24 protein-coding genes are annotated in these 22,353 nt (G+C 44.6%); all 24 read left to right on the forward strand.

Going from position 1 to position 22,353, the window contains the following annotated elements; translation table 11 throughout:
- The first annotated feature begins 291 nt into the window (after nucleotides 1-291).
- The 24 genes from AUC31_RS06425 to AUC31_RS06545 all read left to right on the forward strand — a co-directional run bounded on the left by AUC31_RS06425 (nucleotide 292) and on the right by AUC31_RS06545 (nucleotide 22,318).
- On the forward strand, nucleotides 292-1,173 hold the full coding sequence (locus tag AUC31_RS06425; RefSeq protein WP_058380843.1) for a LysR family transcriptional regulator: 882 nt from the start codon (nucleotides 292-294) through the stop codon (nucleotides 1,171-1,173).
- Nucleotides 1,174-1,404: 231 nt separating this feature from the next.
- Nucleotides 1,405-1,725, forward strand: a complete 321-nt coding sequence (locus AUC31_RS06430) for a hypothetical protein (RefSeq protein WP_058380842.1) — start codon at nucleotides 1,405-1,407, stop codon at nucleotides 1,723-1,725.
- 62 nt (nucleotides 1,726-1,787) lie between these two features.
- Nucleotides 1,788-2,303: a hypothetical protein gene (locus AUC31_RS06435; protein WP_058380841.1), complete on the forward strand. Its 516-nt coding sequence runs from the start codon at nucleotides 1,788-1,790 to the stop codon at nucleotides 2,301-2,303.
- A 330-nt stretch (nucleotides 2,304-2,633) separates the two neighbouring features.
- Nucleotides 2,634-4,274 carry a M4 family metallopeptidase gene (locus tag AUC31_RS06440; protein ID WP_058380840.1) on the forward strand — a complete coding sequence of 547 codons (1,641 nt, stop codon included), beginning with the start codon at nucleotides 2,634-2,636 and terminating at the stop codon, nucleotides 4,272-4,274.
- Between the two features lie 251 nt (nucleotides 4,275-4,525).
- Nucleotides 4,526-5,350: an undecaprenyl-diphosphate phosphatase gene (locus tag AUC31_RS06445; RefSeq protein WP_058380839.1), complete on the forward strand. Its 825-nt coding sequence runs from the start codon at nucleotides 4,526-4,528 to the stop codon at nucleotides 5,348-5,350.
- 265 nt (nucleotides 5,351-5,615) lie between these two features.
- Nucleotides 5,616-6,065, forward strand: a complete 450-nt coding sequence (locus tag AUC31_RS06450) for a transcriptional regulator GutM (RefSeq protein ID WP_237150718.1) — start codon at nucleotides 5,616-5,618, stop codon at nucleotides 6,063-6,065.
- A 12-nt stretch (nucleotides 6,066-6,077) separates the two neighbouring features.
- Nucleotides 6,078-6,605, forward strand: a complete 528-nt coding sequence (srlA, locus tag AUC31_RS06455; RefSeq protein ID WP_058380837.1) for a PTS glucitol/sorbitol transporter subunit IIC — start codon at nucleotides 6,078-6,080, stop codon at nucleotides 6,603-6,605.
- Nucleotides 6,606-6,645: 40 nt separating this feature from the next.
- Complete coding sequence (srlE, locus tag AUC31_RS06460) at nucleotides 6,646-7,701, forward strand: PTS glucitol/sorbitol transporter subunit IIB (protein ID WP_058380836.1); 1,056 nt, start codon at nucleotides 6,646-6,648, stop codon at nucleotides 7,699-7,701.
- A gap of 24 nt (nucleotides 7,702-7,725) precedes the next feature.
- Complete coding sequence (locus AUC31_RS06465; RefSeq protein WP_058380835.1) at nucleotides 7,726-8,091, forward strand: PTS glucitol/sorbitol transporter subunit IIA; 366 nt, start codon at nucleotides 7,726-7,728, stop codon at nucleotides 8,089-8,091.
- A gap of 19 nt (nucleotides 8,092-8,110) precedes the next feature.
- Complete coding sequence (locus tag AUC31_RS06470) at nucleotides 8,111-9,412, forward strand: NAD(P)H-dependent oxidoreductase (RefSeq protein ID WP_058380834.1); 1,302 nt, start codon at nucleotides 8,111-8,113, stop codon at nucleotides 9,410-9,412.
- Between the two features lie 111 nt (nucleotides 9,413-9,523).
- Nucleotides 9,524-9,862, forward strand: coding sequence for a hypothetical protein (locus tag AUC31_RS06475; RefSeq protein ID WP_058380833.1), 339 nt, complete (start codon nucleotides 9,524-9,526; stop codon nucleotides 9,860-9,862).
- 138 nt (nucleotides 9,863-10,000) lie between these two features.
- Nucleotides 10,001-10,984 (forward strand): thiamine pyrophosphate-dependent dehydrogenase E1 component subunit alpha, encoded by a 984-nt coding sequence (locus AUC31_RS06480; protein ID WP_058380832.1) that lies wholly within the window; start codon nucleotides 10,001-10,003, stop codon nucleotides 10,982-10,984.
- Between the two features lie 24 nt (nucleotides 10,985-11,008).
- The gene (locus tag AUC31_RS06485) at nucleotides 11,009-11,992 is read left to right on the forward strand and encodes an alpha-ketoacid dehydrogenase subunit beta (RefSeq protein ID WP_058380831.1); all 984 of its coding nucleotides are present in this window, start codon (nucleotides 11,009-11,011) and stop codon (nucleotides 11,990-11,992) included.
- A 17-nt stretch (nucleotides 11,993-12,009) separates the two neighbouring features.
- Nucleotides 12,010-13,383: a dihydrolipoamide acetyltransferase family protein gene (locus AUC31_RS06490; protein WP_058380830.1), complete on the forward strand. Its 1,374-nt coding sequence runs from the start codon at nucleotides 12,010-12,012 to the stop codon at nucleotides 13,381-13,383.
- A gap of 7 nt (nucleotides 13,384-13,390) precedes the next feature.
- Nucleotides 13,391-14,779 carry a dihydrolipoyl dehydrogenase gene (gene lpdA, locus AUC31_RS06495; RefSeq protein WP_058380829.1) on the forward strand — a complete coding sequence of 463 codons (1,389 nt, stop codon included), beginning with the start codon at nucleotides 13,391-13,393 and terminating at the stop codon, nucleotides 14,777-14,779.
- Nucleotides 14,780-14,957: 178 nt separating this feature from the next.
- Nucleotides 14,958-15,893 carry a sugar-binding transcriptional regulator gene (locus tag AUC31_RS06500; protein ID WP_058380828.1) on the forward strand — a complete coding sequence of 312 codons (936 nt, stop codon included), beginning with the start codon at nucleotides 14,958-14,960 and terminating at the stop codon, nucleotides 15,891-15,893.
- Nucleotides 15,894-16,061: 168 nt separating this feature from the next.
- A complete protein-coding gene (locus tag AUC31_RS06505; RefSeq protein ID WP_058380827.1) occupies nucleotides 16,062-16,886 on the forward strand; it encodes an MBL fold metallo-hydrolase in 825 nt (274 codons plus the stop codon).
- Between the two features lie 590 nt (nucleotides 16,887-17,476).
- Nucleotides 17,477-17,872 carry a hypothetical protein gene (locus AUC31_RS06515; protein WP_237150720.1) on the forward strand — a complete coding sequence of 132 codons (396 nt, stop codon included), beginning with the start codon at nucleotides 17,477-17,479 and terminating at the stop codon, nucleotides 17,870-17,872.
- 355 nt (nucleotides 17,873-18,227) lie between these two features.
- Nucleotides 18,228-18,872 carry a DUF4304 domain-containing protein gene (locus tag AUC31_RS06520; protein ID WP_058380825.1) on the forward strand — a complete coding sequence of 215 codons (645 nt, stop codon included), beginning with the start codon at nucleotides 18,228-18,230 and terminating at the stop codon, nucleotides 18,870-18,872.
- Between the two features lie 77 nt (nucleotides 18,873-18,949).
- Nucleotides 18,950-19,231, forward strand: coding sequence for a hypothetical protein (locus AUC31_RS06525; RefSeq protein ID WP_058380824.1), 282 nt, complete (start codon nucleotides 18,950-18,952; stop codon nucleotides 19,229-19,231).
- Nucleotides 19,232-19,575: 344 nt separating this feature from the next.
- Nucleotides 19,576-20,361, forward strand: a complete 786-nt coding sequence (locus tag AUC31_RS06530) for an SMI1/KNR4 family protein (RefSeq protein WP_058380823.1) — start codon at nucleotides 19,576-19,578, stop codon at nucleotides 20,359-20,361.
- Between the two features lie 87 nt (nucleotides 20,362-20,448).
- Nucleotides 20,449-20,823, forward strand: coding sequence for a hypothetical protein (locus tag AUC31_RS06535; protein WP_157073466.1), 375 nt, complete (start codon nucleotides 20,449-20,451; stop codon nucleotides 20,821-20,823).
- Between the two features lie 75 nt (nucleotides 20,824-20,898).
- Nucleotides 20,899-21,639, forward strand: a complete 741-nt coding sequence (locus tag AUC31_RS06540; RefSeq protein WP_058380821.1) for a hypothetical protein — start codon at nucleotides 20,899-20,901, stop codon at nucleotides 21,637-21,639.
- A gap of 25 nt (nucleotides 21,640-21,664) precedes the next feature.
- On the forward strand, nucleotides 21,665-22,318 hold the full coding sequence (locus AUC31_RS06545) for a hypothetical protein (protein ID WP_058380820.1): 654 nt from the start codon (nucleotides 21,665-21,667) through the stop codon (nucleotides 22,316-22,318).
- The last annotated feature ends 35 nt before the right edge of the window (nucleotides 22,319-22,353 follow it).

Raw genomic sequence — 22,353 nt, forward strand, 5'->3', positions numbered from 1 at the left:
TTTTAGGCGGGGGACTTAGCTGAAATTGAACGGGTTCTCCGTCTTTTGTTTATGCCGCAGCCGTTTAATAAAACAGGAGCGGAGGATGTGAGGGACACATGAAGTAATCGTCCATTATTCAAAAGCAAGACAACCAATCCAATGATGCCCTCGAAGGCGTCGAGCGTTCGGAGCTTTGAAGCTTTCAATAAATGAATGCAGTTGCTGCAAATCTCGCTTTCGAACAGGAGAGCGGGATTTTTTATGGTATGATGAATTGAGAATTATTATCAATTAAAAGGGGTGAATGCCGTGCTGGGGAAATTACATACCTTTCAAGTGCTGGCTGAATGTGGATCCTATACCGAGGCGGCGAAACAGCTGTATTGCTCGCAGCCTTCCGTCAGCCAGCACATCCGCTATTTGGAAGAATACTACGGCGTGAAACTCATCATCCGCAAAAAGCAGCACATTGAGCTGACAGAGCGCGGCATTCTCTTACAAAAACAAGCCAGGCAGCTGCTCGACTTGTTTGAGGCGACGCAGCAACTCATGGCCACGCCTGCCGCCCAAAAGCCAGTTGCCATTTATATGAGCAACCACATTGCCGAAAATTATTACGAAGAATTATTCGATGTCCACGCGGCTTGCTGCAAGGCCTGCCCTTTTGAAATCAACGGCCGATGCTATACGGAATTGCGCGGGCAGTTAATGGCCAAGAAAGCCAAGTTCGCTGTCATGCCGATTTATCCTGCAGATGCGAAATTACACCAATCGTATGACATTCAAGGCTTGTTTGAGGAAGAATTCCAGTTGGTCTTCTCCGCGAGCCATCCTTTGGCGACCCGAAAAGTGATCTATGCCAAAGACCTCAAACATGCAGCGGTGTTGCAGACACAAAGCAGGCATATGCAAACACTCATCCAGCAGGCGCTCGAAGCGAAAGGCGTCGAGGCTTTCTATATGCAGATGACCGATTTCAAGATCATCAAAAAAGCGCTGAGGCAAAGTGATTCGGTTTCCTTTCTTCCGCTAAAAGCGCTCGATTCAACGGACGCTTCCTTGGTTTACCGTTCCGTCAAAGGGCTGCGCATTGTCCGGCAAAACGGGCTCGTCATTGATACGGAACAAAAATTAACCGAAGCAGAACAAGCCTATTGCGATCACATTTCGGAAAAGCTCTCTTCATTTTAATGAGGGGAGTTTTTCTATTATAAGAAATGTTTATGGTGCCATCACGAACAATAATGCAGCTAGCCGCAGCATACGGTCGGAAAGGGGAAAATCAGTTATGACTATCAATCACCTAGTTGATAACAATTCTCAGTGGTGGTAGATTGAAGTGGCACATCAATAGAGAAACCTTGGCTTATGCCAGGGTCTTTTAAAAGGTGCTGAGTTCCACTGGAGAAATGGGGCGAGCAGATGAAAAAATTCCTCTTCTTGTTGATCGTTGGCTTGTCGCTTTCCAGTACAGCCGCTGCTGAAATGCTGCAGGATACAAGGATTGAAATTGAAAGCCCTGAAACTGCGCAGAACCCTGGTGAACCAGCGGACCTGCTGGAGTGGCTCTTTACTTCAAGTGATTTGAAGTCTGCGAATACCGGGCAAGAGGCGAACGTTCTTATCAAAGAAGAAATTGATGAACAAGCAGGAAAGGTAAATAAGACGACGCTTGCCGTTATGGCCGCCGCTGCTGTATTCGCCTATTGGCTGAACAAAAAGAAAAAGCAGGAATTTGATTGAGCTAGAATAAGGAATTCAGAAAAGTCTTATATACACATCATTCATTGCAGGAGGTATTGGAAATGACAGCTATTCATATCTACGATGAACAGGAATTGGTCCACATCGCTTTTGATGATATCCGCAAATACCACGGAGCCAAGGAAATGGCGTCGGTCGGCGTCGCTTACCGCATGGCTGAAGCCGCATTCGAGGCGCTCTACGGCATGGATGTGCCCGAGCGGCAAGAACTATCCATCCAAGCAGGACAGGGATGCGCGGGATTCCGAGATGCTTTCGAATTCATCACAAGAGCCGAAACGCGCGGAAAATACTTCGTAGATCCAGACTATCCCGCTGCCAGGTTCGATCCTTACACGAAAAGTTCCTATGCATTCATCTTTTCGCGTGCTACAGGAGAAGAAGTGGAAGTCAGCTTGAAAAAAGATTTCCTGCCTGCTGTGTTTTACGACTTGGTGAAGAAAGAAAGGGACTGCCTGCTCACACAGGAGGAAGCAGAAACCTTGGAAACGCTCAAGAAAGACTTATGCCTTCGCGCCTTGGAACTGCCTTTAGACGAAGTGGTGGAAGTGCGCTGAACAATTCTGATCGCTATAAAGCACAACTCATGAATCAGGATGGCAAATAAAAACCTCGAAAAGTGCTCACATTCAAGAGGGAACGCTGAGATATTCAGTGTTTCCTCTTTTTGCTTTTTAAAAAGAAGACGGGTTCGGCTCGTATATGTCTTTTATCCTGCCGGAAGCTGTTTTGGTTAAATCCAATATTTTCCTTAGTGTAAAAGGATAGAGGCTCTCCGAAAATTGCTAGGTAGTATTTTTCAAATATACAAAATAATCTGTAATCTTATTGCTTGTCTAAATTTACTTCGGTATACTAAATTTTATTAACGTCGAGGAGGAAAAAATTTGAAGAAAAAATATATTGTACCTGTCATTTTATCATCAGCTCTCGTCGCAAGTTCGTTTACAGCCAGCACCACATTGGCAAATGGCCAACAAGGAAATGGAGCGCCAGATAAAACGTGGAATGAAAATGCCAATGTCCCTGTATTCGTCAAAGAGAAAATTGCCGAGAAGCGGGCATCCAGCAATGCGTCAAATGCGCTTGATTATCTAGCGGAAAACGAGAACAAGACCGGTCTGAAAAATCCCAAGAAAAACTTAAAGCAAAAAGAAATTGAAAAAGATTCACTCGGCATGACACACGTCCGCTTTAACCAGGCCGTCAACGGTGTACCAGTGGAGGGAGCGGAAGTGGTCGTTCACTACAACGCGCAAGATGAATTGGTTTCCGTCAACGGCAGCCATTTCCCTGAAGCGTCCGCCAGCAACGTCGACACGACGCCGGCTGTCAGTGTCTTGACGGCCGTTCAAACAGCTAAGGGTGCAGTCGATGCACCGGAAGAGCTTGAGTATGCGCCCGAATCGGAAGTGGTCGTCTATCCGTTTGACGGTGAAAACTATCTGGCTTATAAGGTCAACGTCAACTTCCTCGGAGACGAGCCCGGCAACTGGTTTGTCTTTGTCGATGCGAAAAACGGTAAAGTAATCGATCAGTACAACGCGATTATGCATGCAGAAGACATCCATCAATCCGTCGGGACCGGTGTACTTGGCGAGCAGCGCAAAATCCACACGACAAAGAGTAAAGAAGCCAAGGGAGGCACAACTTTCAGTCTGTCGGATGAGTCGCACGAAGGCTTGGAAGGCATCTATACGTTTGATGCCAACGACGGCGAAATTGTCACGAACTACAGCGCTTCGTGGAAAGATGAATACTTGCGCCCAGCTGTCGACGCGCATTATAACTCGGAGCAAGTGTATGAATATTTCCATGATGAACACGACCGCAACTCGCTCGACGACAACGACATGGCGATCATTTCCTATGTGCATTACGGCGAAAACTATAACAACGCATTCTGGAATGGCCGCCATATGACTTACGGCGATGGCGATGGCTCGTTCATGGTGCCATTGTCAGCCGGCTTGGACGTCGCAGCACACGAAATGACGCACGGCGTGATCTCCAATTCCGCGAATCTCCAGTACCGTTTTGAATCCGGCGCGTTGAATGAATCCTTTGCAGATATTTTCGGCGCCTTGGTTGATGAAGACGATTGGGAAGTCGGGGAAGACATCATGGGTCCTGACGCTATAGAAGACGGAAGGGTGTCGCTGCGCAGCTTAAGCGACCCAAGCAAATATCCAGTTAACGCGGCTTACGTTGAGTACGGCGACGGTGAAGGTAACTATCCTTCCCATATGGATGAATTCTATGACTTGCCGAGAAGTTTGGATAATGGCGGCGTCCATATTAATTCATCCATTACCAACCACGCAGCTTACTTGATCGGCGAAGAAATCGGCAAGGAAAAACTCGGCCAGATTTTCTACCGTGCCTTGACGGTCTACTTGACACCAACTTCCAACTTTAGCGAAGCCCGCAAACTCATTGTCCAGTCAGCAGCCGACATTTATGGAGAAGGAAGTGCGGAAGAAAAAGCCACGGCTAAAGGATTTGACGATGTAGGCATTACCGAATAAGGATTCTAAAACCCGCTAGCCGCTTGTCTCCTGGGACAGGCGGCTAGCGGGTTTTGATTTGGAGTGGAAGATGGCACTCGAGCGATTGAATGTGTACAAAATACCGGGTTTAGTTAAAGGTGAATGCGATCGGTAATTAAAACTTTGTTAGTTTGAAGAAAAATAAATTCAGGCTTGGAACTTTGTGCGGAACCCAAATTAAAAAAAAGCGTCTTCATATTGTCCGTCTATTACGTTTAAAAGGAGCAATTATGGAGATCATCGAAATATTGAAAGCGCTGGTGCTCGGGATAGTGGAAGGCCTAACCGAATTTGCGCCCATCTCATCAACAGGGCATATGATCATCTTTGATGATTTATGGCTTAACACGGAAGGGTTTTTAGGGGCTCCATCAGCCAATACCTTCAAAATCGTCATTCAGCTTGGATCCATACTCGCAGTCGTTTTCGTCTTCTGGAAACGCATGTTGAGCCTTGTCGGTTTATACAAAATCGAGCAAGATACGCCCGCAAAATTTAATATCCTGCACGTCGTAATAGGCATTATTCCAGCGGGGGTTTTCGGCTTGCTGTTTGAAGACTTTATTGATGAGAACCTTTTCAGCATCGAAACAGTTCTGGTCGGTTTGGTCGTCGGCGCATTCTTTATGATCATTGCCGACAAATTCGGGCCCAAAAAGCCATCCATCAATTCACTGGATGAAATTAGCTACCTCAAGGCATTAAGTGTGGGGGCGGTTCAGTGCTTCTCGCTGTGGCCAGGCTTTTCCCGTTCTGGTTCGACCATTTCAGGAGGCGTACTCCTTGGGCTGGACCATCGAACCGCAGCTGATTTCACTTTCATCATGGCTGTCCCGATTATGCTTGGAGCTTCGATCGTTTCCCTCGTAAAAAATTGGGAAGCCATTTCGTTCGATCATCTCAGCTTTTATGCCGCAGGATTTGTCACGGCATTTATCTTTGCGTTGATTTCCATCAAGTTTTTCCTGAAATTGATTTCACGCATCAAACTTGTGCCTTTTGCTATTTACCGCATCGTGCTCGCGAGCGTTTTGGCGTTCATTGTGTTTCTTTAAAAATCGATTACTTTCATAAAGAGTGAAGTAAAACAGCGGTGCGAATTCAATATTCGCACCGCTGTTTTTGATGGTAAACAATAACGACTGAGTTGGCATATAGAACAACGCACAAAAACAAGCATAATTATATAGTAGAAAGTTTGCTGCAAGCCATCCAAACACATGAACAATATAAGATTCCAGCAAAGCAAAAATTTTATTTGGCAAAATAATTAAAATATTCTTTCAACGGCTATTGATTTATTTTGTAAGCGCTTTTATAATGTTTTTAATAACATTTGTGCTGGTTAAGAACAAATGTAAAAAAGAGTGGAGGGGATTTGTTTTGTGGGGATGGTTTATCGCTTTGTTTGCAGGGATATGGATCCTTCAAATTTTGATGACAAAAGTCCAATTGAAAAATTACCAAGCTACATTAAAGAAAATGAGCAACCGGCCTTCAGGATATTTAGGGGTAGGCATACAGAAACAAAAAATGGGGATAGGCGTAATCGCTATCGTGGTAACCAATGAAGAAGGCTCATTGATCGAGAGCCAACTCATGAAAGGCGTGACGGTGTTCAGCCGGTTTGAAGCCTTCCCTAAATACAATGGGTTGGATATAGAATCGTTAAAAGAAAAACTGGACGAAGATACCGACGGCCAGGCTTTTAAAATGGCAATTGAAAAAATTGAAGCGCAAATGAGCAAAAAGACAAATCTAGCAGTATAAGGAGGAATAAGGATGGATTTTTTAGTATCGCTCGCTGAAGGCTTTATCGGCATGTTCCAAGCAGGTGCAGATACATTTACAGGGCTTGTGACAGGGATTATTCCATTACTGATCGTCTTGATCACAGCAATCAATGCATTGATCCGGTTGATCGGTGAAGAGCGCATCAATCGTTTGGCCGCAAGAAGCACCAAAAATATTATTTTGCGCTATACGATCTTCCCGGTTCTAGCAGTCTTCTTTTTAACAAACCCAATGGCTTATACATTCGGTAAGTTTTTGCCGGAAAAACAAAAGCCGGCTTTCTATGATTCCGCTGTATCATTTGTGCATCCGATCACCGGACTATTCCCGCACGCAAACCCTGCCGAGCTGTTCGTCTATCTTGGAATCGCAGCAGGTATCACGGAATTGGGGCTATCGTTGGGGCCTTTGGCGATCCGTTTCTTCTTAGTGGGCGTCATTGTCATCCTGATTCGTGGAATCGTCACGGAATTCATTACGATCCGCATGATGAAATCTAAAGGCATGGAAGTCTAATAGGTTATAGAGGCGCTTATTTGAAAAGGGGGCAAGAAAAATGGCAGACAATCAATCACCATTAAACTTCAAAGCGATTTCCGTGACCAAAGGCCGCGGAGGATGGGGAGGGCCGCTGACGATCCGGCCGAATGAAACACAGCGCTATATCGTATCGGTTACAGGCGGCGGGATTCACCCTGTGGCGGCGGAAATAGCGCGTTTGACGGGTGCTGAAGCGGTAGATGGATTCAAAGGTTCGTATCCGAAAGAAACGATGGCTTGCGTCATCATCGATTGCGGCGGAACAGCCCGCTGCGGCGTCTACCCGAAGATGAACATCCTCACGATCAACGTAAATCCGACATCACCATCGGGCCCATTGATGAAATTTATCAATGAAGAAAATTTCGTCTCTGGGGTAACGGTTTCAGATATTAGCACCGAAGCGGCACCATATGAGGACCAAAATGAAGTGAAAGATGCAGTCGATGAAACCATCGCGCCCGCTGTCCGCAAAACACCGCAGGAATTGAAAGAAGAAGCGAGAAGAAAAGTGGCCGCAAACAGCAGCGGCGAACCGCCTAAAAAGATGAATATCGTCGAACGGGTCGGACGCGGCGCAGGAAAAGTGGTCGGGGTTCTTTACCAGGCAGGACGCGAAACGATCGATCAGGTAATCAAAAATATTTTGCCTTTCATGGCGTTTGTCAGTATGTTAATCGGAATCATAACCTTTACAGGCATCGGGGATTTGATCGCCAACTTCGTAACGCCGCTTGCCGGGAACTTGGTCGGCCTCCTTATTCTGTCCGTCATTTGTTCCTTGCCAATTCTATCGCCATTGCTCGGGCCAGGTGCAGTCATTGCCCAAGTCGTCGGTGTTCTGGTCGGTGTGGAAATCGGGCGCGGCAATATTCCGCCTGAACTGGCACTTCCGGCATTGTTCGCCATCAACCCTCAAGTAGGCGCCGATTTTGTTCCAGTCGGTTTGACACTTGGAGAAGCAGAACCGGAAACGATCGAAGTCGGGGTTCCTGCAGTATTGATTTCCCGATTGATTACGGGGCCATTGGCTGTCGTCATCGCCTATTTACTGAGCTTTGGGATGTATTAAAAAAGAGATTGGGTGGAATAGCTTATGATTACAAAATATGAAGCAAAAATTACGGAAATTGGCGAAGAAGTGGAATTATTCGCAGAAGAAAACATGATGGTCATTTTCAATAACACCGTTCCGGAAGAACTGCGCTCATTCGCCGTCATCCATGAACAAGCGGATTTGCTTGAAGGGGTCGAAGCGGGCGATTTTTTAGAGATCAACGGGGAGCGGTTCGAGATTCTTTTCGTTGGCAGTAAAGTGAACGAAACGCTGCGGGACATTGGCCATTGCACAATCGCCTTTACAGGAGATTGCAATGCCGATTTACCTGGCACGATGTGTGTAGAAAAGACGCCACTGCCGGAATTAGCGCTCGGAGCCGAAATACGGATATTAAAAGCCTGACTTATGAGGAGAGTGGACCATGCTTGGCATCAATAGAAAGCTAGAAGAATTAGAGAAAGCAGGAACAATCATCAATGTGGGGCTTGTCGGTGCAGGCCAAATGGGCAGAGGGATGGTTTCTCAAATCGAAAACATGGCGGGCATGAGGGTCGTCCTCACGGCGGACATTCAACTGGATAATGTCGTCCATGCTTATGTAAAAGCTGGCGTGGCGGATGTGGACATTGTCCAAACCAATTCGGCCGAAGAGGCAGCTGAAGCGATCCGTTCAGGAAAAGTGGCAGCCACGACTGACGCGCGCTTGGTGACATCTTCAACAGAAGTGGATGTCGTCGTCGATGCAACGGGGGTGCCAGACATCGGCGCGAAAATTGCCTGGGATGCCATTCTGAACAAAAAGCATATCGTCATGCTCAATGTGGAGGCTGACGTCACAATCGGTCCTTTGTTGATGAAAATGGCGGATGCCAGCGGCGTTGTCTATACAGGGACCGCAGGCGACGAACCCGGTGCCATTATGGAATTATATGATTTTGCGGACGCCCTTGGCTTTGAAGTGGTAGCGCTCGGAAAAGGAAAAAACAACCCGCTGAACTTAGCGGCGAATCCCGATACCGCAGCAGAGGAAGCGGCACGAAAAGGTGCCAGTGCGAAAATGCTGGCATCGTTCCAGGACGGCACGAAAACCATGGTTGAAATGACGGCTGTCGCCAACGCCACAGGATTCCTACCCGATACGCCGGGAATGCACGGATTTGTCAGTGACGTGAAAGGGCTACCGGAAATCTTTAAATTGAAAGAAGACGGCGGGCAAGTCAGCAACAAGAAAATCGTGGAATACATCAACGGCGTAGCACCAGGCGTATTTGCGATCATTGCCTCGGAAAAAGAAGAAGTCAATCACGAAATGCAATACTTGAGCATGGGAGCAGGGCCGAATTACGTGCTCTATCGCCCGTATCATTTGACCAGCTTGGAGACGCCGATTTCCATTGCCCGCGCGTATATTTACAATGAAGCGACGATTGCCCCATGGAAAGGGCTTCAAGCAGAAACGGTCACGATTGCCAAAACCGACTTGGAAGAAGGACAGTTCTTAGATAGCATCGGCGGGTTTACGGTTTATGGCCGTATTCTCTCAGCCGCGGATGCAAAGGAAAAGGATGCCTTGCCTTTGGGCTTGGTCGACCGCCATGTCCAATTAAAGCGTTCCATTCAAAAAGGTGAAATCATTTCCTATAGCGATGTAGTGCAAACCAAGGAGTCGACCATTTGGCGCTTGCGGCGCATGCAGGATGAAACCTTCGGAGGAAATCTTTAACTAAGCATTTAGTGGAGATGTGCCGCTCAGTTTATTGCTTCGACGCTACTAGACAAATGTTCCAATCATCGTGGAGACATGGTAACTATCTTAACGAGAAGGTGTTCTAGTATGAAAGTGAAAAAGATGGAAGCTGGTCTATACTGTGTCCATTGCAAAGAAGACGTAAATCACGAAATCACCTATATTAACGACGACATTAAAAGAATTCGCTGCACGGAATGCAACCGTACAATAGAAATGAACATGGACCTCAAAAAAGAGTTCTACAAGGAATTGTACGAACGCATTTCCACGAAGCCAACACGCGTCACAAATGAATACCGGGAAGATCTCAGCCACCTATTGCTATCGATTCCTTTTCGCGCCATCAAAAAGCCGTATCGTGTGCTGAAAGAAGTTCATTCTTCCCGACGAGTCATCAATACGTACAAGCCAAAGAAAAAATAACGCGCCAGGGACAAAGGGTCAAACTTCTGAAACACAGGGAAGTCTGGCCCTTTTGTTCTTGACGAATAGTCAGAAAAGACTTATAATTTTTACATATGTTACGAGTAAGTACAAATGTAAAAAATAGGAGGAATACAAATGACATCACTGATCAATTTGCCAGCGCATCTAAAAAGAGATGATTTAACGGATTTGCTGAAACAAATGTGGCAGATTCGATTTTTTGAAGAGAAAGTCGATGAATTCTTCGCCAAAGGCATGATCCACGGTACGACGCATTTAGCGGTAGGACAAGAAGCTTCCGCGGTAGGTTCGATCGCCGTTTTAGAAGAACGCGACAAGATTACGAGTACGCACCGTGGCCATGGGCACTGCATTGCCAAAGGAGCGGAAGTGAACCGAATGATGGCTGAACTGTTTGGGCGCACGACAGGATATTGCAAAGGCAAGGGGGGCTCCATGCACATTGCCGATGTCGAAAAAGGCAACCTGGGTGCCAATGGAATTGTCGGAGGCGGGTTTGCGATTGCGGCTGGCGCGGCTTTGACATCCCAAATGAAAAATGAAGGATATGTCGTACTATGTTTCTTTGGCGATGGAGCCTCCAACGAAGGCAGTTTCCATGAAGCGCTGAACTTGGCATCCATTTGGAAGTTACCGGTTGTCTTCGTTTGTGAAAACAACCAGTATGGCATGTCCGGCCCTGCTAAAGAAATGATGAACATTGAAGACGTGGCAGCGCGTGCCGAGTCCTATGGAATTCCAGGGAAAGTTGTAGACGGCAATGATGTGTTCGATGTCATGAATGGCGTTAGCGAAGCAGTGGACCGCGCACGAACTGGACAAGGCCCATCGATTGTCGAAGCAAAAACCTATCGCTGGAAAGGGCATTCAAAGAGCGATGCCAAAAAATACCGGACGCGTGAAGAAGAACAGAAGTGGCGGGCAAAAGATCCGATTGCACGTCTCCGGGATGCATTGATTCAGGAAGGATTACTGACAGAGGAAGGTGCGACTGAAATCAAAGCTGCAGCGAAAAAAGAAATTGAGGATTCGGTCGAGTTTTCAAAACAAAGCCCAATGCCGACAATCGATGATTTGATGGAAGACATTTATGCATAAAGAGCAGCAAAGGAGCGGAAGACTATGAGGGAACTGACTTATTTGGAAGCCGTTAGAGAAGCGATGAGCCAAGAGATGCGGCAAAACGAAGACGTGTTTATTCTGGGAGAGGATATCGGTGTTTACGGCGGGGCGTTTGGCGTCACTCGCGGAATGATTGAAGAGTTTGGCCCAGAGCGTATCCGCAATACCCCGATTTCTGAAGCGGCCATCTCGGGCACAGCGGTAGGAGCCGCGTTGACGGGCATGCGCCCGATCTTGGAGCTTCAATTTTCCGATTTCATGACCATCGCGATGGACAATATGGTCAACCAAGCAGCCAAAATCCGCTATATGTACGGCGGGAAAGGAAAAGTACCGATGGTTTTGCGCACACCGGCAGGATCTGGCACCGGCGCAGCGGCCCAGCATTCTCAAAGCCTGGAAGCGTGGATGGCCCATGTTCCTGGCTTGAAAGTCGTCCAGCCATCCACCGCATACGACGCCAAAGGGCTCCTGAAAGCGGCAATTGATGAAGACAACCCGGTCATTTTCTACGAACATAAACTATGCTATAAAACAAAATCGGATGTACCCGAAGAATTGTATTCCATTCCCCTGGGCCAAGCAGATATTAAACGGCAAGGCAGCGATGTAACGATAGTCGCTACAGCGATCATGGTCCATAAATCATTGGAGGCGGCTTTAGAGCTCGAAAAAGAAGGAATCAGTGTCGAAGTGATCGATCCGCGCACGCTCGTGCCATTGGATACCGACACCATCATCGAGTCTGTCAAGAAGACAAGCCGCTTGGTGGTCGTGCATGAAGCGGTCAAGCGCGGCGGTTTTGGAGGAGAGATTGCCAGTGTGATCGCCGAAAGCGAAGCATTCGATTATTTGGATGCCCCGATTAAGCGCCTAGGCGGCAAGGCCGTCCCGATTCCGTACAATCCTGAACTTGAAAAATCCGCCATCCCTAGTGTCGAGGATATCGTGGCAGCTGTTAAAGAAACATTAAACCACCGGTAAGAAGGAGGAGCGGGCTGATGGCCAAAGAAATATTCATGCCAAAACTGAGCAGCACGATGCAGGTAGGAACACTTTTGCAATGGTATAAAAACGAAGGCGATTCCGTTGATGTCGGAGAGCCGTTATTTGAAATCATGACGGACAAAATCAATATCGAGGTCGAATCCTACGAAGAAGGCATCCTTCTGAAAAAGTATTTTGAAGAAGACGACGAAGTGCCTATTAATCACGTGGTCGGCTATATCGGTGAAGCTGGCGAAAAAGTACCGGATTCACCGCCTGGGGAATCGGGTGCTGCCAAAGAGCAAGAGGATGTAAGTGATTCACGGGAAGCTCAAGTAGAAGATTTAACGGAGCAGGGCATCAGCGAAACGGTTACTGAACATATTAGCGATGATTCACATGGAGAAAATGCTGCTGCTGAAAAACCTCGCGCGACACCTGCAGCTAGAAGAGTGGCGAGAGAAGAAAACATCGCATTATCGGATGTGTCAGGTTCTGGGCCGAACGGGCGAATTCATCAAAACGATGTAATGGAGTTTGCTGCATCCAAAACTTCCTTTAAAGCGACACCGCTTGCACAAAAAGTAGCAACTGCTGAAGGCGTCGACTTACAAGCAATAAAAGGCTCAGGCACAAACGGTAAAATTTATCGCGCCGATGTGGAAAATGCCAAACAAGCATCGCCTGCTGCTGGAACAGGCGGCAAACGAATTAAAATGGAAGGCATTCGAAAAGTCGTGGCGCAGCGCACATTGCAAAGTAAAACGACTGCTCCCCATGTGACATTGACAACCGAAGTGGATATGTCCGAGGCCATCAACCTGCGCAAACAATTGCTTGGAATGATTGAACAGCAGACTGGATTCCGCATTTCGTATACGGAAATCATTATGAAAGCTGTGGCATTTTCTTTGAAACAGCATCCGAATGTCAATGTATCGTTAGAAGGCAATGAAATTGTCTATAAAGAAGACATCAATCTGGGGCTTGCAGTAGCCGCCGATAATGGCCTGGTGGTACCTGTGGTTAAACATGTCGATCAAAAAGGCTTGTCTTCTCTAACAGCTGAATGCAAACGCCTCGGCAAGGCAGCTCGTGACAATCAGGTCAAACCGGATGAAATGTCGGGCGGGACATTTACCGTCAGCAATCTGGGAATGTATGCCATCGATGCTTTCACGCCGGTCATCAATCAGCCGGAATCAGCTATTCTTGGCGTCGGACGCATCAATGAAAAACCAGTAGGCGTTGACGGTGCCATCGAACTACGGCCAATGATGGTCCTGAGTTTGTCGTTTGATCACCGAGTGATCGATGGCGCCCCTGCCGCAGCCTTTTTGACGGAATTGAAAGAAGCGCTCGAACAACCGGTTATATTATTGGTGTAAGGAGTAGATGCTAGTGAATAGTTACGAAGTGGTGGTACTTGGCGGAGGGCCGGGAGGTTATGTGGCGGCGATACGCGCGGCGAAACTCGGAAAAACAGTGGCGCTGATCGAAGTACGCGAACTCGGCGGCACGTGTTTGAATCGAGGCTGCATCCCATCTAAAACTTTATTGAGGCATGCGGAAGTGATTGAAACAATCGAAAAAGCCAAAAGCTGGGGCATTGAAACCGGGGACATGACTTTTTCTCTTTCTAAAATGCTCGCCCGCAAAGACGCGGTCATTAAGCAATTGAGAACTGGCATTGACCATCTATTGAAGCAAGGAAAAATCGATGTCTATAATGGCGTCGGGAAAGTTCAAGCGGCCGGGAAAATCACGGTTCAGCTGGCTGACAAAGAGGAAGTCCTCCAAGGAGAAAAAATTATCCTGGCAACCGGTTCACGTCCGCTCGTTCCGCCAATCGATGGCATTGAAGAAGCGGCATATTTCACGAGTGATACTATATTCGACATCGAGAAAATTCCGAAATCGATGGTGATTATAGGCGGCGGCATCATCGGAGTGGAACTCGCATGCATTTTTGCCAGCTTGAACGTGCCGGTAAGCATCGTGGAAATGAACGACCGGATTGTGCCGAGCGAAGAACCGGAAGCCTCTAAAGCGCTTGCGAGATCTTTGAAAAAGAAAAAGATTAGCATCATGACGAATACCAAAGTGACCAAAATTGAACAGCAAGGTGCCCGTCAGCTCATTCATATAGAAACCGCTCAAGGAAAAGCAGAAACATTGGATACCGAAGCGATTTTGATGGCTGTCGGCAGAGCGCCCAATACTTCGGCCTTTGCGGAATTGAAGCTCGAGATGGATGGTCCTTTTGTGAAAGTGGATAGCGCCATGCAAACGAGCGACCCTACCATTTATGCGGTTGGTGACGTGACGGGTGGCTGGCAGCTTGCCCATGTCGCGAGTGCGGAAGGGGTCGTAGCAGCTGCCAATGCAGCGGGTGGAAAACAGACCGTTGATTACCGGATGGTTCCGCGCTGTGTCTACACCAGTCCGGAAATTGCCAGTGTCGGTTTAACAGAAGCCGAGGCGAAGCAGCAAGGAATCGACTACAAGGTCGTGCGAGTTGACCATGCAGGAAACGGCAGGGCGTTAGCGCAGGATGAGAAGGAAGGGTTCACGAAGCTGATTGCTGGAACACAATATGGAGAAATTCTAGGTGTTCTCATGGTCGGTCCGCATGTAACGGAAATAATCGCGGAACCTTCTGCGTTTATTCATTTGGAAGGAACGGTGGACGAACTGGCTTCGATGATTCATGCCCACCCGACTATTACCGAAAGCTTATACGAAGCCGCCGCGTCTTGGATTGGAAAAGGCGTTCACCATTAAGTGCGAGGCAGTCGAAAGAAATGGAAATCATTTGTCATTCAGCCGACAAATGGGTGGACACATATAGTATAGTTGTTCAGAAGAGTGAAAACTGGCAAATACAATCAGTTGCCACAAACAAATGAAAGCGGTTTACTAACCGCCTTTAAGTTTATTTAAAAGAGAAGGTGCAGTGACAATGAATTGGGACGAGCGCAGGCAAATCGTGAAAGTAGCGACATTGTATTATTTTGAAGGGCTCACGCAGGCAGAAATCGCCAAAAAAGTGGGTGTGTCCCGTCCGTTAATCTCCAAACTGCTGAACAAGGCACGGGAAAATGGGATTGTCGAAATTTACATTAGAGATGAAAATGCGCACACCGTAGAACTGGAAAACCGTCTTGAAAAGAAGTACGGATTGAAAGAAGCCATTGTCGTGCCGGCAGCTGGGCGGGATGCTGAAATGGTCAAGCAGTCACTAGGGAAAGCCGCTTCATTCTACGTCTCGAAAAATATGAAAGGCGTCAAGAAACTGGGGATCTCGTGGGGGCTTACCTTGGCGAAATTTGTGCAGGAATATCCGTATGAGCAGCACCAGCAGTTGAAAATCATTCCACTGGTCGGCGGCATGGGGACCAAGCTCGTGGAGATCCATTCCAATTTGCTGGCGTATCAATTGGCGCAAAAGATGAATACGACCTGTTCATATTTATACGCTCCGGCGATGGTAGAGAACGCGGAATTGAAAAAGCGCTTGATCGAGTCGGAAGATATTGCCCTGGTCCTTGAAGAAGGACGCAATGTGGATATGGCAGTAGTCGGAATCGGAAACCCGTTTGAACAATCCACGATGACCACCATGGATTATTTGAAAGCCGAAAGTTTGGTCTCCTTAAAGAAAGCTGGAGCGGTCGGGGATATCGGTTCACGTTTTTACAACCAGGCCGGAAACCAGATCGACCACCCCTTGAATGACTTGGTCATCGGGCTTGATATCGACGAATACAAACGCATACCCGAAGTAATCGGGATTGTAGAAGGCACCCATAAAGCGGAAAGCATTAAAGCCGCTTTAAGAGGCGGATATTTTGATGTACTAGTCATCGATGATACGACCGCAGCCTTAATCTTATAAGCGAAAAGCTGTCGAAGCAGGAGAACGTGGGCTGCTTCGACAGCTTTTTTGTGTTTAATTATCAGCAAGCGAAAAATTGAAAAATTAGACCTATGAATGAATTTAAATTGAAAATTCTAGGATATACTAATTTTAACTATATAACCGAAAATAGGAAGGATGAAGAATATGAATAAGTTTATTTGCAATACGTGTGGCGTCCAAACCGAGAGCGCTGAGTCAGCACCAGAGCATTGTTCAATCTGTACAGAAAAACGGCAATACGTCAGCGTTAAAGGACAAAGTTGGACGACTTTGGAAGAGATGGTTCAATCCGCTGCTTATCAGAATGAGATTACGTCAGAAGAACAAGGGCTCTTAAGTATCACGACGGTGCCAAGTTTTGCGATTGGTCAAACAGCGTATTTGGTTCAGGGGGAGAACTTCAATATCCTGTGGGATTGTCTAACATATCTCGACGCTCCAACTATTGAAAAAATAAAAGCTCTGGGAGGAATCGATGCCATTGCCTTGTCCCATCCCCATTATTATTCGACTCAAGTGGAATGGGCTGAAACCTTCGATGCGGCAATCTATATTCACGAAGACGATAAGCAATGGGTAACCCGGCCAAGCGATCGCATTATCTTTTGGTCAGGCGAAACGCTCAAAGTTGCGGAAGGGTTCACGCTGCATCGGATCGGTGGTCATTTCAAAGGTGCAGCCATTCTGGAATGGAAAAATGGAGATGACGGCAAAGGCGTATTACTGACAGGCGATATTGTCCGCGTCGTTGCAGACCGCGAGTGGGTCAGTTTTATGTATAGCTATCCGAACTTCATTCCACTTCCTGCGTCCACTGTCGAAAGAATGGCGGAACAGTTAGATGAAATCCGTTTTGATCGCGTGTATGATGCGTTTCATCGAATCGTGTTGACGGACGCGGGAGCAGCCGTGCAAAGATCAGCTAAACGGTATGTGGATGCGTTGAATGGTGTGCTGTTCAAGACCTGATGTCCGGACTTTTGTTTTTTGTAACATAATAAACCGTATACTAGAAGAAACCAAATATAAAAGGAGCAAAAAATGCATCAATCATTCTATCTTAAGAAACCAAGTACTTTTACATTCGATAAGAGCTATAAAGTGTTTATTAAAGAAGGGAAGATTTTCTTCTTTAAAATTGACTATAAATTCGATGAAGACAATGACGTTTGGTTTTCCTATTCGGGTTTGATTTACATGTTGCGTGATATGATTTTTTAAAAAACAGCTGAGCATAGCGAAAACAAGATTGACCAGGCATTTCAAAACGATCAACTAGAACTACTAAAGCATAAAAATAATTTTCAACTCAATGTCGTTGATATCAAGAGCATCGAAATAAATGAAAAACCCACTTCTCATTCATTTTTGCAGGACAACGGGACATTGTTGTTTATTTTAGATGACAATAAGCGTTATCGGTTTATTATGCCTTCGAGTATATCGAGAGAACTTATCATGAATTTACTGGAAGAGGCAGGGGTTTCACTCGATGTCCAAAAATAATCTAATAAATAGACGACCATAAAATTTAAAATATCGAATGTAGCAATATACAGTTGGATATATGTAATAGTGAAAGAGGTGGGATTAAAATAGATAATAAGAAATTGACGGAATTTACTTTAATAGATATTATTGAGCGGCATATAAAATTCACTAAAGTGAATACCCTATATGATAAAGAAGAATACGATGGAGCTTATGATAAAGGTCAATTGTCAGCATTCGCTGAGCTTTTAATAGACGCTAAAGAGATGAGAGAAATTGAGTTTGTTGATAAGTATAGAGTGAAAATAACTACACTCGGCAACCATTTTGATCAACTAACTATCGATGATAAATCTTCCACCGATGATAAAACAGAAATTGAAAGATTATCAGGTTATAACAACGCAATCGTCGCGATTTTAACGTGTATTGATCCTTTACATGAATTTGATTTGGAAAGTTAAGAGCAGATAGTTTGTTGGGTTTTTAAGCGATTTAGATTTGATTTAAATTTTTATAGTTAAATAATAAGTCGATAAAAGTATTAACTAGGCTGAGCCTTGAGAGTTAGAGTGAAAATCTAACTCTCAAGGTTTTTTAATTTTTATTCGCTAGGAGCAATTTTCAATATTAATAAAGTAAGGAGCACTACTTCAGAAAGTGTAATATTCCCAAGTTTAGCTAGCTTACAATTTATTCGAACAGTATATTTAAAGAGTGGAGTATAGGAGATATTTAGCGTCTAGTTATCAAAATACCTTAGGAATTACTCATCTAACTTTCAAAGCTTAGCTAAAAATCTAATGAGGAGGATTTTAAATGATTGGTTCCTCGGAAATCAATAAAATGATTAGAAAGAAATTGACGCCTGTGTTGAAAGGAAGTGGATTTACTAAAGTAAATACTCGGCATAACTTTTCTTGGCTTGATGATTGTATATGGGTACTGGATATCACTGCTGTTGGTAAATACTTTTCAGACGTTACGGGCTGGCCAGCTATGTCTATACACGTGAATTTGGGTATTTATTATAACTTTATCCCATCGATTGATGACTCTATAGAGGTTGAAGAGAATGGAAAATTTTCTCCTAAGTCACACCAATGTCATTTGCAACTCGAATTACTTTCCACACTCGATCAAGATAGATATATTTCCAGTTTGTCCAATGCTGCAGAGCAAAAGCGGAAAGATCTTTGGTGGATTGAGCCGGATGGTTCGAATCTGGAAGAAGTGATTGAAAATGTAAGGCAATCGTTTTTGACCGAGGGGATCGATTGGCTTATCAAGAACACAGATATAGCTCAGGCTTTCAGAGAGATTGAAAAAGAGCATAATTGTTTGGACAAGTACTTCAAGGCGCAACATATGGCAGCGTATTTGAATCTGAACTCAAAGTTTGCAGGTTACGAAGACCTTTATGCAAGAGAGAAAAAAAGATTACATGGCAACTTGAACTCGTAAGAACTTATGACGGTACTATAAACACAGTTAAATTCCATGCAAGTCCAAAGGGATCCTACTCAAAAAGGAGGGATCAGATGCCAAGAACCATAATGGGTAAATTGTCTTTAGTTATGCTGCTGATTCTCGTCATTCAAATCATCTCAATCGTAATCATGTTGTTCGTTAATGGCTTAGCAGCGTTAACAATTATTTTGTATGCATTTGTTAGCGCACCTTTAGGGATACTATTTGGCATAGCAGGGATTATAAAAGAATCAGGCAGCATCGTGATCGTACATTGGGTAACAACAATTATTAGCGTCACTTTACTTATCTTGTTTTTCATTACTCTTTTTGGTTTTTCGTTCGGCGGTTAGATATTTAAGATTATTTTTTGGTTTTCTATATCAATAATCGTTTTAAAAGATAGAATATCAGGAATCGCTGATCAATTACGTCCGCTAATTAAGTTCCTTGTGACTAGTATTGGAATATTTTCTAATTAATATTTACTTTCCAAATTCTAGTGGTAATCTAATGATAGATTGAATATTACAATTTTTATTAGGGTCATTTTTCAAAAACTGAAATAGTTAGCTGCAAACTCATTCCATTAGATTTCTATCACTGAGGAAGTGAGTTTTTTTGAGATTATTTGCCGGTCTTGATTTAAATAATTGAATGAATAAGGAACAGATAAGCAGTTTACGGGAGGTAGGGAATGGAATTCTGGTTAGAGAGGGATGTCACTGAATTCAAAGAAACCGCTGGAATTACTCGAGAAGAGTTAACGGCAATTGAGCAGGAGATAGGCAAAATTATACCCGCTTCGTATAAAGAAGTACTTTTGCAACGAAATGGGGGGCCCTTGCAATATCGTTGGGTTAGAGTAGCTGAACCAGCCGCTGAAGTAGAGCTATTAGAAATTGATCACCTTCTCGGCCTTGAAACAGATGGCAATCTGAGCTCTGATTACTTAATAGAAGAATGGGGATTACGTGGTGATATCCTTGTGATAAGCGGCGACGGCAATGGCTTCTTTGTATTGGATTACGGCGAGGACGCCCAAAATCCGCCAGTCATTTATTTGGAAGTGGACTCTAGAGCGAAAGTGCGGGTAGCCAATAACTTTGATGACTTTTTGAGCCAGCTTATTGCTGAAACACCAGCTGTTGATTCAGATGATGAGAATTGGGGAGGTGTTACCCAGGAAGAAGCAGAACGAGTTTTCTATGGAACGGATGTCGCGGCGATCGAAGAAATGCTGTTGAATCTTATGTGGCCAGAAGACCATGAATGGTATTTCACCAATCTTTTAAAATTGAGTCGCCATGACGATGTATTCGTTAGACAAACAGTGTCAAATATTTTAGATAATAATATGAAGATTTATAAAATAGATGCTGACAAAAAGTGGCACCCACTGCTACATAAAACGATTATCAATTTACTACAGGATGCTGATCCAGATATCCGCGAAATGGCAAAAAGCATTACTAATCAGTGAATGCAAAGATTAGTTAGTCGATGCATTCGGTGTTGGAGTCAAATTTCTCGTGTGATTGCTTAAATCAAGTGTAGGGAGAGGGCGAAGTTGAAAAAAGCATTAGTCATTTTAGTAACCACAACACTTTTATCCGCGTGTAGTTCCACGACTTCAACGCTCAGTTTTAGTGAAATGGAAATGGTCCAGCAAGAACTGCAGAACGTGATTGATCCCACGGCCCCTCTCCAGCTTATTAACGAAGGAGAAGATATCGCTTATATTGTTTATCAGTTTGAAGCTATTGTTGCTGCCGATATTGAAGAAGATGGAGAAACGATAAAAGTGAATTTGAATGTGGCTGAAGAAGGGAATGATGTATCTGAGCAAACCATCTACAAATTAACACTCAATGAAGATCACGAAATCATTGAGGTTTTTGTAGATGGCGAAGCTACGCCGATTGATGTGGTTTCTAGAATTTAACACCATCCACATCATCATGTTATCGCAAAAGTGGAACTGTTTTGGAAGCCGTATTGGGGAAGGGTTAAAACGTAAATGATGAAACCATTCGTATCTGTTATGTCGATAATGATAAGCATCTTCCTATGCAGTGGCTGTTCTAGTGCTCCGGACGGATTAGAAGAAGTAGAGGGCACTGGTCTAACCTATAGCGAAAATTTCAATGCCTATGACGGGTTGAATGAGAGAGAACATGTGGAGTTTTTTAAACCTGCAGAAGCACAACCATTGCCTACGTCGATTTTAAGTGAACATCACCTGCTCGAAAAGGGAATCGATCTTGATTTACTGCCTTTTGAAGTAGATGGAGAAAATGCGTATGTGGTCACTTCCGAAGACCGAACCGGAAAAGTTACTCATCAAGTCCAGTTAAGCTATCTTGGGAAATCGGAAGAGGGCAATCTAGATGAATTTTTCATCGTCTCGGTAACTGAAATGGACGAAAATCCGGTCGAGAATTATGAAGTTGCAGCAGCAACCGATTCGGTCGGAAATCGATTTGAAAAACAAGAGCTGAGCGGAGATGATTTTATTTTCCAGCAAGTGCTGACAACAAATAGTGCTTTATTGTACCGATATTATGAGTATGATGAAGCAGAAGAAAAGTTGAATGTGGTCGGAACCGCCGCTAACGAGTTCTATTCCTATCACAATGGATTCGTTTACCATGTTGGTTATTTAATTGATCGACAAAAGAATACTGAGAAGGTACAAGACAATATGCCCAACTTGACACGTAATATTATTCTAGGAAAAGATATATCGAAAGGAAGATGAGCACGTCTAAAAGAGAGGAAAAACCATGATTAAAAATAAAACGGCATTCGTGGGTTCGTTTATTGTGTTCGCCATTTGCATGTACTTATTTTTTCCGTTTCCAAATACAGCGATGAAAGAGGCTCAATTTGTCTTTATGTCGTTTCCGATTCAAGATCAAGAAGGATACAAATTGTTGGGAATCATTGGATCTATCATGTTTATTGGTGCTATCATTTTGTTGTTCCGTAGCCTGGAAAAATACCGATTTCGGATAGTGTTCGCAGTCGTCATTGTCTATATGTTTTTACCGAATCTATTGATTGCGACGTACCAGGAAACTCTAGCAAATGGCATTTCAGCTATCTCTTATGACGGAAATGGCCAGTGCAACTTTGTCACGTTGGATGATTCCATGGATGCCGAATGCAATCTGGTATTACATAATCGCAGTGATGAGGCTGTGACAGTGGAATTGGAATTTATCGATTCGTTGTTTACGGAAGAAGAAGACATGCGGATAGAGTCGCTGATGAATTTAGCTGGCCCTTATTCCGTTACACTAGCAGCCAATAGCAAAAAGCACATTCATTTAAAAGAATTAATCGACTTATCAGGTGTTCCCGATCATATCGACTCTGGAACTTCATTCGGTATAAATCTAAAAATCAAAGCCGGAAATAAAACGAGGATTTTATAGAACGTACATAAAGAAACGGTAGGATCTATCGAGAG

The organism is Planococcus rifietoensis, from assembly GCF_001465795.2.
Classification (GTDB): Bacteria; Bacillota; Bacilli; order Bacillales_A; family Planococcaceae; genus Planococcus; species Planococcus rifietoensis.

What these genes read in the sequence shown, in the direction of transcription:
- AUC31_RS06430 (WP_058380842.1), top strand. Translation starts at nt 1,405, where the DNA reads ATGAAAAAATTCCTCTTCTTGTTGATCGTTGGCTTGTCGCTTTCCAGT.
- AUC31_RS06435 (WP_058380841.1), top strand. Translation starts at nt 1,788, where the DNA reads ATGACAGCTATTCATATCTACGATGAACAGGAATTGGTCCACATCGCT.
- AUC31_RS06445 (WP_058380839.1), top strand. Translation starts at nt 4,526, where the DNA reads ATGGAGATCATCGAAATATTGAAAGCGCTGGTGCTCGGGATAGTGGAA.
- AUC31_RS06450 (WP_237150718.1), top strand. Translation starts at nt 5,616, where the DNA reads ATGTTTTTAATAACATTTGTGCTGGTTAAGAACAAATGTAAAAAAGAG.
- srlA (WP_058380837.1), top strand. Translation starts at nt 6,078, where the DNA reads ATGGATTTTTTAGTATCGCTCGCTGAAGGCTTTATCGGCATGTTCCAA.
- srlE (WP_058380836.1), top strand. Translation starts at nt 6,646, where the DNA reads ATGGCAGACAATCAATCACCATTAAACTTCAAAGCGATTTCCGTGACC.
- AUC31_RS06465 (WP_058380835.1), top strand. Translation starts at nt 7,726, where the DNA reads ATGATTACAAAATATGAAGCAAAAATTACGGAAATTGGCGAAGAAGTG.
- AUC31_RS06470 (WP_058380834.1), top strand. Translation starts at nt 8,111, where the DNA reads ATGCTTGGCATCAATAGAAAGCTAGAAGAATTAGAGAAAGCAGGAACA.
- AUC31_RS06475 (WP_058380833.1), top strand. Translation starts at nt 9,524, where the DNA reads ATGAAAGTGAAAAAGATGGAAGCTGGTCTATACTGTGTCCATTGCAAA.
- AUC31_RS06480 (WP_058380832.1), top strand. Translation starts at nt 10,001, where the DNA reads ATGACATCACTGATCAATTTGCCAGCGCATCTAAAAAGAGATGATTTA.
- AUC31_RS06485 (WP_058380831.1), top strand. Translation starts at nt 11,009, where the DNA reads ATGAGGGAACTGACTTATTTGGAAGCCGTTAGAGAAGCGATGAGCCAA.
- AUC31_RS06490 (WP_058380830.1), top strand. Translation starts at nt 12,010, where the DNA reads ATGGCCAAAGAAATATTCATGCCAAAACTGAGCAGCACGATGCAGGTA.
- lpdA (WP_058380829.1), top strand. Translation starts at nt 13,391, where the DNA reads ATGCTAGTGAATAGTTACGAAGTGGTGGTACTTGGCGGAGGGCCGGGA.
- AUC31_RS06500 (WP_058380828.1), top strand. Translation starts at nt 14,958, where the DNA reads ATGAATTGGGACGAGCGCAGGCAAATCGTGAAAGTAGCGACATTGTAT.
- AUC31_RS06505 (WP_058380827.1), top strand. Translation starts at nt 16,062, where the DNA reads ATGAATAAGTTTATTTGCAATACGTGTGGCGTCCAAACCGAGAGCGCT.
- AUC31_RS06520 (WP_058380825.1), top strand. Translation starts at nt 18,228, where the DNA reads ATGATTGGTTCCTCGGAAATCAATAAAATGATTAGAAAGAAATTGACG.
- AUC31_RS06525 (WP_058380824.1), top strand. Translation starts at nt 18,950, where the DNA reads ATGCCAAGAACCATAATGGGTAAATTGTCTTTAGTTATGCTGCTGATT.
- AUC31_RS06530 (WP_058380823.1), top strand. Translation starts at nt 19,576, where the DNA reads ATGGAATTCTGGTTAGAGAGGGATGTCACTGAATTCAAAGAAACCGCT.
- AUC31_RS06540 (WP_058380821.1), top strand. Translation starts at nt 20,899, where the DNA reads ATGATGAAACCATTCGTATCTGTTATGTCGATAATGATAAGCATCTTC.
- AUC31_RS06545 (WP_058380820.1), top strand. Translation starts at nt 21,665, where the DNA reads ATGATTAAAAATAAAACGGCATTCGTGGGTTCGTTTATTGTGTTCGCC.